Source organism: Pseudomonas sp. B2M1-30 (assembly GCF_025447575.1).
Lineage (GTDB): Bacteria > Pseudomonadota > Gammaproteobacteria > Pseudomonadales > Pseudomonadaceae > Aquipseudomonas > Aquipseudomonas botevensis.
The window spans coordinates 176,115-184,589 of record NZ_JAOEJT010000014.1 but is presented as its reverse complement, the minus strand read 5'-3'; the positions used below and the strand labels follow the sequence as shown (position 1 = coordinate 184,589).

Annotated in this window: 7 protein-coding genes; 1 reads left to right on the top strand and 6 read right to left on the bottom strand. The window is 63.1% G+C overall.

The window, feature by feature from the left end:
• Nucleotides 1–144: 144 nt before the first annotated feature.
• Both N8H74_RS24170 and N8H74_RS24165 read right to left on the bottom strand, forming a co-directional pair.
• Nucleotides 145–1,827, bottom strand: a complete 1,683-nt coding sequence (locus tag N8H74_RS24170) for a methyl-accepting chemotaxis protein (RefSeq protein WP_262150868.1) — start codon at nucleotides 1,825–1,827, stop codon at nucleotides 145–147.
• A gap of 113 nt (nucleotides 1,828–1,940) precedes the next feature.
• A complete protein-coding gene (locus tag N8H74_RS24165) occupies nucleotides 1,941–3,260 on the bottom strand; it encodes a Na+/H+ antiporter NhaC family protein (RefSeq protein ID WP_262150867.1) in 1,320 nt (439 codons plus the stop codon).
• 294 nt (nucleotides 3,261–3,554) lie between these two features.
• Between N8H74_RS24165 and N8H74_RS24160 the strand changes: the two genes are divergently transcribed.
• The gene (locus N8H74_RS24160) at nucleotides 3,555–5,702 is read left to right on the top strand and encodes a methyl-accepting chemotaxis protein (protein ID WP_262150865.1); all 2,148 of its coding nucleotides are present in this window, start codon (nucleotides 3,555–3,557) and stop codon (nucleotides 5,700–5,702) included.
• Between the two features lie 34 nt (nucleotides 5,703–5,736).
• On the opposite strand, the gene N8H74_RS24155 is transcribed toward N8H74_RS24160, so the two are convergent.
• From N8H74_RS24155 to N8H74_RS24140, 4 genes are read right to left on the bottom strand one after another with little or no spacing between them, the layout of a single operon-like run.
• Complete coding sequence (locus N8H74_RS24155; protein WP_262150863.1) at nucleotides 5,737–7,050, bottom strand: ATP-binding protein; 1,314 nt, start codon at nucleotides 7,048–7,050, stop codon at nucleotides 5,737–5,739.
• Complete coding sequence (locus tag N8H74_RS24150) at nucleotides 7,047–7,715, bottom strand: response regulator transcription factor (protein WP_262150861.1); 669 nt, start codon at nucleotides 7,713–7,715, stop codon at nucleotides 7,047–7,049. The genes N8H74_RS24155 and N8H74_RS24150 overlap by 4 nt, the downstream gene beginning before the upstream one ends.
• 3 nt (nucleotides 7,716–7,718) lie before the next feature.
• A complete protein-coding gene (locus N8H74_RS24145; protein WP_217831665.1) occupies nucleotides 7,719–8,030 on the bottom strand; it encodes a PepSY domain-containing protein in 312 nt (103 codons plus the stop codon).
• Nucleotides 8,030–8,338, bottom strand: a complete 309-nt coding sequence (locus N8H74_RS24140; RefSeq protein WP_217831664.1) for a PepSY domain-containing protein — start codon at nucleotides 8,336–8,338, stop codon at nucleotides 8,030–8,032. Before N8H74_RS24140 ends, N8H74_RS24145 begins: the two co-directional genes overlap by 1 nt.
• Nucleotides 8,339–8,475 lie beyond the last annotated feature (137 nt).

Here is an 8,475-nt window from a genome sequence, read left to right as displayed (position 1 = left end):
AAGCCTTTTGGGTTACCTTTTTGGCGTCTGAAAAAGGTGACTCGCCGTAAGGGCGAAACCGCCAGCCGCAACACCCAAAAAACGGATATTCACCCAAAACCCCAAAGAGCCTGGCCGGCCCAAAGGCCGCCAAGCCCGCCAAGGCTAAATACGAAACTGCCCAACCAACCGCCCCAACCCCTGCCCCAACTCAGCCAGACTCCGCGAAGTCTGCGCCCCCAGTTGGGTCTCATCGGCAACGCTATCCACCGCCACCGCAATCTGATGCACGCTGCGATTGATCTCCTCAGCCACCGCCGTCTGCTCCTCGGCAGCACTGGCAATCTGCGCATTCATCGAATTGATCGTCGCAATCAGCTCAGCCATCGCATCCAGCGACGCGCCCGCCTGATTGGCCTGCGCCGAAGTCCCGTCACCGGCCTCACTGGAACGGCGCATCGCATCCACCGCCGACTGGGTGCCGGCCTGCAACCGATCGATCATGCCCTGGATTTCCTGGGTGCTGATCTGCGTCCGACTGGCCAGCGCCCGCACCTCATCGGCCACCACGGCAAAACCACGCCCGGCCTCACCGGCCCGCGCCGCTTCGATCGCGGCGTTCAGCGCCAGCAGGTTGGTCTGCTCGGCGATCGAACGGATCACCCCGAGCACACCGACAATCGACGACACATCCTGCTGCAGGCTGTCGAGGGACACGCCGCTGTTGCGAATGTCGTCCACCAGCGCATGAATCTGCTGAATGCTGCCGGCCACCACGCGCTTGGCCGCCTGGCCCTCTTCATCGGTCTGGCGTGCGGCGACTGCCGCGTTTTGCGCACTTTTCGCCACTTCCTGGGCGGCGGCCGACATCTCGTTGATCGCCGTTGCCACCTGATCGGTCTCGTGGCGCTGGCGTTCCATGGCCTGGTCGGAGCGCTGGGCCTGATCCGAGACCTGCGTCACCAGTCCGGTCAGTTGCGTGGTCATCTCGCTGATCTGGCGCACCAGACCATGGATCTTGTCGACGAAACGGTTGAACGAACCGGCCAGGTCGCCGAGTTCGTCCTGGCTGGTGATAGCCAGGCGTCGGGTCAGATCGCCCTCGCCCGCCGCAATGTCGTCGAGATTGGCTTTCATCAGATGCAAAGGACGCAGGATGGTATTGGCCAGCAGCAGCCCCGCCGCCGCAATCACCAACAGCACCACCACGGCCACGCCAACGATGCTCAACACCACGCCTTGCATGCGTTCCTGCACCTGGGCCTCAACCAGCGCCACTTGCGCTTCGATGCCGTCGAGGTTGACCGACGTACCCACGGCCATGTCCCACTTCGCCAGGTATTCGGTGTAGCCGAGTTTCGGCACCAGCACCTGCGCATTGCCCGGCAGCGGCGAGCTGTATTGCAGGTAGTGAGTGCCGTCCTTCGCCACCTTCACCAGGTCGCGGTTGACGTAGACGCCATTCGGATCGCGATTGTCCTTGAAGCTCTTGCCCACGCCGTCGGGGTCGTTGGCCTTGAACAGGCGCACGGTCTCGGAGTCGTAGCCGAAGAAGTAGCCGTCCTTGCCGTACTTGATGCCCGACAGCAGCTTGATCACTTGCGCCCGCGCTGCGACGTCGCCGGGAGCGGCGGCATCGTACAGAGGCTTGATCGTGGTCATCGCCACGGCGACGTAACTTTGCAGGGTGGCCTTGGCGTCGCCCAGCAGACGCTCACGGGTCTGCTCGACCTCCTTGTGCGCCTGTTCCTGAAGGATGAACAGCGTGGTCAGGCTGATCACCAGCGCAAAGAGCAACACCGGAAGGACGGCAAGGGACAGGACTTTAGCCTTGAGACTCAGGCGCATGGGGGCTCACTCTTTTGGTTTTATTGGCGTGGTTAAAGGCTTTAACGGCACGCCAATCCAAAAGTTGAGCCCGGGGGTTTGTGTCTGCTCCCACAAAAGCGAGGGGCTGAGGTCTAGAGCACCATCGCCGCCACCCAGCCCGCCGCCAGCAACGGCAGGTTGTAGTGCAGGAAGGTCGGCACCACGGTGTCCCAGATATGGTGATGCTGGCCGTCGATGTTCAGACCGGAGGTCGGGCCGAGGGTCGAGTCCGAGGCTGGCGAGCCGGTGTCGCCCAACGCGCCTGCGGTGCCGACGATGCAGACAATCGCCATCGGGCTGAAGCCCAGTTGCACGCACAGCGGCACGAAGATCGCCGCGAGGATCGGCACAGTGGAGAACGACGAACCGATGCCGATCGTCACCATCAATCCCACCAACAACATCAGCAGCGCACCAATCGCCTGGCTGTGATCGATCCACGCCGCCGCGCTTTCCACCAGCGAGCGCACCTCACCGGTGGCCTTGAGCACTTCGGCGAAACCCGAGGCGGAGATCATGATGAAGCCGATCATCGCCATCATCTTCATGCCTTCGGTGAACAGGTCATCGGTTTCGCGCCACTTGACGATCCCCGAGGCCGAGAAGATCAGAAACCCGGCCAGCGCACCGATAATCATCGAGTCCAGCAGCAACTGAATAATGAACGCCGCCGCGATCGCCAGGCCGGCGATGCCGATGGTCCTCGGGTTGTAGGCGACACTGACCTGCTCCACCTGCTCGATCTTTTCCAGGTCGTAGACGCGTTTCTTGCGGTAGCTGAAGAACACTGCCAGCAACAGGCCGAACACCATGCCCATCGCCGGAATGGCCATCGCGTGCATGACGTTGATCTGACTGATATCGACCCCGGCCTTGCTGACGTTGGCCAACAGAATCTGATTGAGAAAGATGTTGCCGAACCCTACCGGGAACACCATGTACGGGGTGATCAGGCCGAAGGTCATGACGCAGGCGATCAGCCGGCGATCCAGTTGCAGCTTGGTCAGTACATAGAGAAGCGGCGGCACCAGCAGCGGAATGAACGCAATGTGAATCGGCAGGATGTTCTGCGACGCGATGGCCACCACCCACAGCAGGCCGATGAGCAGCCACTTGACGCTGCCACCACCGCTCGAATGCTGCCGGTCGACCATCGCCAGGGCCTTGTCGGCCAGGGCGTGGGCCAGGCCGGATTTGGCAATCGCCACGGCGAAAGCGCCGAGCAAGGCGTAGGACAACGCCACGGTCGCCCCGCCGCCCAGGCCACTGTTGAACGCCTTGAGCGTGGCATCGATGCCCAGGCCTCCGGTCAGGCCGCCGACCAGTGCGCCGACGATCAAGGCGATCACCACGTGCACGCGGGATAGACTGAGGATCAGCATGACGCCGACCGCAGCTATGACTGCATTCATTTCACTACCTCAAAAACACTGCGATGGAGCAATTCACCGCCAGACAGGATGAGTCCGCCCGACAGCGCCCGAGGGCCGTCAGCGGATTTGCATAGAGGGTCTTATTAGAAGGGCGCGCACTGTGCCGCAGAGTGGCGGCGGTGTCAAAGTGACCGGCCGAATCACAATGTAACAATCGGTGAAGACGTCACAAACGTGCGTCAATTCGTCATCTTGTGCTTCGAACATAAAGAAAGCGCAAACGCGGCCGTTACAGTGCAAAGTCTCAGATATTTATCGAATAAGGACGTCTCCATGTCGCTCAGACAACTTTCCATCCAATGGAAAATCACCCTGCTCGCCGGGCTCTGCCTGGCCGGCATCGTGACCCTACTGGTGGGTCTTTCGCTGTATCGCATGGAGCACAGTTCCGAGCTGGTGAAGGCATCGAGCATGGAGATGCTCACCGAGTCGGCCCAGGCGCGCATCGAGTCCCAGGGCGAAGTGCAGGCGGCCGGCATTCGCCAGCAGTTCATGGATGCCTACCAGTACGGCCACGGCTTCTCGCGTCAGGTGCTGTTCCTGCGCGAACAGGCCGAGAAACGCTTCCTCGATGCCTTCGATCTGCGTGAAGACATGACCCGTCAGGTCAAGTCGGCGCTGCAAGCCAACCCGGATCTGCTCGGTCTGTCGCTGGTGTTCGAAGCCAATGCGCTGGACGGCAAGGATGAGCTGTTCGCCGGCCAGGCCGAGCTGGGCAGCAACGACAAGGGCCGCTTCGCCCTGTACTGGTCGCAACCGACGCCGGGCAAGGTCACCTCGATGGCACTGCCGGAAAGCGACATGGCCGACACCAGCACCGGCCCCAGCGGTCAGGCCGCCAACGCCTGGTTCACCTGCCCGCGCACCACGCTCAAACCTTGCGTGATCGAACCTTACTTCTATGTGATCGACGGCCAGAACGTGCTGATGACCAGCATCGTGTTCCCGCTGACCGTCAACGGCAAAGTCATCGCCTCGCTGTCGGTGGACATCAACCTCAACAGCCTGCAGGCCATCAGTCAGGGCGCCAGCAAGAAGCTGTATGACGGCCAGACCGCCGTCAGCATCATCAGCCCGGTCGGCCTGCTCGCCGGTTACAGCCCGGACGCCAGCAAACTCAGCCAGCGTCTGGATGCCGTGGACAAGATCAGCGGCAGCGAGCTGCTGCAACGTCTGAAAGCCGGCAGCAGCGTCAGCAGCCTGCACAGCGATGGCCAGTTGAAAGTGCTGTCGCCGTTCCAGCCGATTCCCGGCGGGCCGTCCTGGGGCGTGTTGCTTGATGTCCCGGAAAAAGTCCTGGTCAGCCGCGCCGAAGCGCTCAAGCAGCAACTGGATGCCAGCAACACGTCCGGCACCCTGATCGAATTGAGCCTCGGCGTCCTCGCCGCCCTGCTCGGCCTGCTGCTGGTGTGGCTGATGGCGCGCAGCGTGACCAGACCGATCCTCGGCGTGGCGCACATGCTCGAAGACATCGCCAGCGGTGAAGGTGACCTGACCCGGCGCCTGGCCTACGACAAGCAGGACGAACTCGGTCAACTGGCCGGCTGGTTCAATCGTTTCCTCGACAAGCTGCAACCGATCATCGCCGAGGTGAAGCGCTCGGTGCAGGACGCACGCAACACCGCCGACCAGTCCTCGGCCATCGCCAGCCAGACCAGCGCCGGCATGGAGCAGCAATACCGCCAGGTCGATCAGGTCGCCACCGCGTCCCACGAAATGAGCGCCACCGCCCAGGACGTCGCCCGCAGCGCCGCGCAAGCCGCCGAAGCCGCCAAGGACGCCGACCGCGCGACCCGCCAGGGCCTGACCGTGATCGATCGCACGACCCACAGCATCGACACCCTGGCCGCCGACATGAGCGCGGCGATGGTGCAGGTCGAAGGCCTGGCCGCCAACAGCGAGAAGATCGGCACGGTGCTGGAAACCATCCGCGCCATCGCCGAGCAGACCAACCTGCTGGCCCTGAACGCCGCCATCGAAGCCGCCCGCGCCGGTGAAGCCGGACGCGGTTTTGCGGTGGTCGCCGATGAGGTGCGTAACCTCGCCCGCCGCACTCAGGAGTCGGTGGAAGAAACCCGCCAGGTGATCGAACAGTTGCAGAGCGGCACTCAGGATGTGGTCGGTTCGATGGGCAACAGCCATCGCCAGGCCCAGGGCAGCGTGGAGCAGGTCGGCCAGGCGGTGACCGCCCTGCGCCAGATCGGCGATGCGGTGACGGTGATCAGCGATATGAACCTGCAGATCGCCAGCGCCGCCGAGGAACAGAGCGCGGTGGCCGAGGAGATCAACAACAACGTGGCGACCATTCGCGACGTGACCGAATCGCTGTCGGGTCAGGCCAATGAGTCGGCGCGGGTGAGCCAGTCGCTCAACAGCCTGGCGAATCAGCAGCAGAGCCTGATGGATCAGTTCCGGGTCTGATTCACGATTGGCGGGTGTGAGGGGGCTTTCGGGTTCAGCGCCGGGGCAGCTGGATCTCCACCTTCAGCCCGCCCCACTCGCTTTCGCCCAACACCAGAACCCCGCCCCACGTCGCCACGATATCCCGCACAATCCCCAGCCCCAGCCCGTGCCCGTCAGTCTGCTCATCCAGGCGCGCTCCCCGGCTGAACACCTGCGCTCGCTGCTCCTCGGGAATCCCCGGCCCGTCATCTTCCACGCTCAGGGTAAAGCCTTGCGCCGTCTCGGTCACACTCAAGCGCACCTCGGCATCCGCCCATTTGCAGGCGTTGTCCAGCAGGTTGCCGAGCAGTTCCAGCAGGTCTTCGCGGTCCCACGGCAGTTGCAGCCCCGGCGGCGCCACATGGCTCAGCGCCAGGTGCTCGCCATGGATCATGTTCAACGTCGCGAGCAATCCCGGCAGCTCCGCGTCGCAATCAAACAGCGCCCCCGGCAGCGCATCGCCGGACAGCCGCGCGCGGTTGAGTTCGCGATTGAGCCGCTGTTGCACCTGCTCCAGTTGTTCCTTGAGGATCCTGCGCAGCTCGGGATGAGAATCAAGCCGCTCGCTCGACGCCAGGCTCAGCAACACCGCCAACGGCGTTTTCAGCGCATGCCCGAGGTTGCCCAGCGCATTGCGCGAACGCTTGAGGCTGTCCTCGGTGTGCGCCAGCAAATGGTTGATCTGCGCCACCAGCGGCTCCAGTTCCGCCGGCACTTGCTCGTCGAGTTGCGAACGCTGGCCCTGTTGCAATTGCGCGATCTGCTCGCGAGCCTTTTCCAGTGGACGCAACGCCCGGCGCACGGTGACGCGTTGCAGCAACAGGATCAGCAACAGGCCGGCCAGCCCCAGCCCCAAGCCGATCTGGCGCATGCGCTGGAAACTCTCGCGCACCGGCGTGTAGTCCTGCGCCACACTGATCGAGATCGACTGCCCGAGCCGCCGATAATCCGAACGCAGCACCAGCAACTGCTGGCCGTCCGGGCCTAATTGCAGGTTGCTGTGCAGGCCGGGATGGTCGAGCAGCGGCAAGTCCTGATCCCACAACGAACGGGAGCGCCAGTGGCTCTCGGCAAAATCGATACGGAAATAATGCCCGGAAAACGGCCGCTGATAGGCCGGTGACAAATGGCGCTCGTCCAGTTGCAGGCCCTGGGGGCCACGGACCAGCGCCACCAGCAGGCTTTCGCTGTCATTGCGCAGGCCTGCCTCGAGGTAGCGCTGCAAACCCATTTCGAACAGCCACAGACTGGTTTGCGCCAGCACCAGACCGACGATCACCATCACGCTGACCAGCCCCAGGCTCAAGCGGCGCTGGATCGACCTCACGAAGTCTGCCCGCCGAACCGGTAACCCTGGCCCCGACGGGTTTCGATCACACTGCGCCCGAGCTTGCGGCGCAGGTGATTGACGTGGACTTCGAGCACGTTGGAATCGCGCTCGGTCTCACCGTCGTAGAGGTGTTCGGCGAGGTGACTTTTCGACAGGATCTGTTCCGGGTGCAGCATGAAATAGCGCAACAGGCGAAATTCGGCGGCGGTCAGTTGAATGTCCGCGCCGTCGCGCACGACGCACTGGCGCCCCTCATCCAGATGCAGACCGGCAGCCTTGAGCGTCGGTTGATTGGCCTGGCCCTTGGAGCGGCGCAACAGCGACTGAATCCGCAGGTGCAGTTCTTCCGGGTGAAAAGGTTTGGTCAGGTAGTCGTCGGCACCGGCCTTCAGGCCTTCGATGCGCTCGGCCCAGGAGTCGCGCGCGGTGAGAATCAGCACCGGCGTCGCCAGCCCGGCGGCGCGCCATTGCGCCAATACCTCCAGCCCCGGCACACCGGGCAGGCCGAGGTCGAGGACGATCAGGTCATAAGGCTCGCTGCTGCCCTGATAGACCGCATCGCGCCCGTCCGCCAGCCAGTCCACCGCGTAACCCTGACGCTGCAGGCCGGCCATCAGTTCGTCGGCCAGCGGGACATGGTCTTCCACCAGAAGCAAACGCATCGGTCAATCTTCCTTGTCTTTGAGTAAACGGCCGGTGGCGGCCTCCAGATCGAGTTCGCGCACCACGCCTTCGACCGTCAGCAGCTCGACCTCATAAATGTAGACGTCGTGCTTTTCTTCCAGCTCCGCCTCCAGCAGTTTGGCGCCGGGATAGCGGTCCAGCGCCTGTTTGAGCAGTTGCTCCAGCGGCAGAATCGCACCCTGCTGACGCAGACGCAGGGCCTCGTCCTGATCCAGGTCGCGCGCCGCCACCAGCGAGCAGAAAAACAGAAGCGCCAACGCAGTCCGACTGCAGGCGCGAGCATTAACCTTCATTACGTATCCTGATGATCCTTGAGCACCTGCCCGCTGACCGCGTCCAATTCCAGATCCCACTCGACACCCTGACGATCGCGCAGATCAATCTGGTAGAGGTACTTGCCGTACTTCTCTTCCAGCTCGGTGTCGGTGATCGTCGCACCCGGATGCCGGGCCAGCGCCGTGGCATTGAGCTGCTCGAAAGACTGGATAGTACCAGCGTCGCGCAGGCGCAGGGCTTCGTCGGGGCCAAGATCACGGGCGTGAGCGAGGCTGGCGGTCAGACCGATGATCGAGGCGATGGACAGGGCAGTCAGGGATTTCATGGGGTGTCTCCGTATTTTTATGTGTCGCTACGGCCGGCACCTTAACGGGCTGAACTTAACTGAAACTGAATGGCCATCATTGGTCATGACAACACGCTCGCTCCCACAGGAGAGGGCGTGGATCTATAATCCTCCGC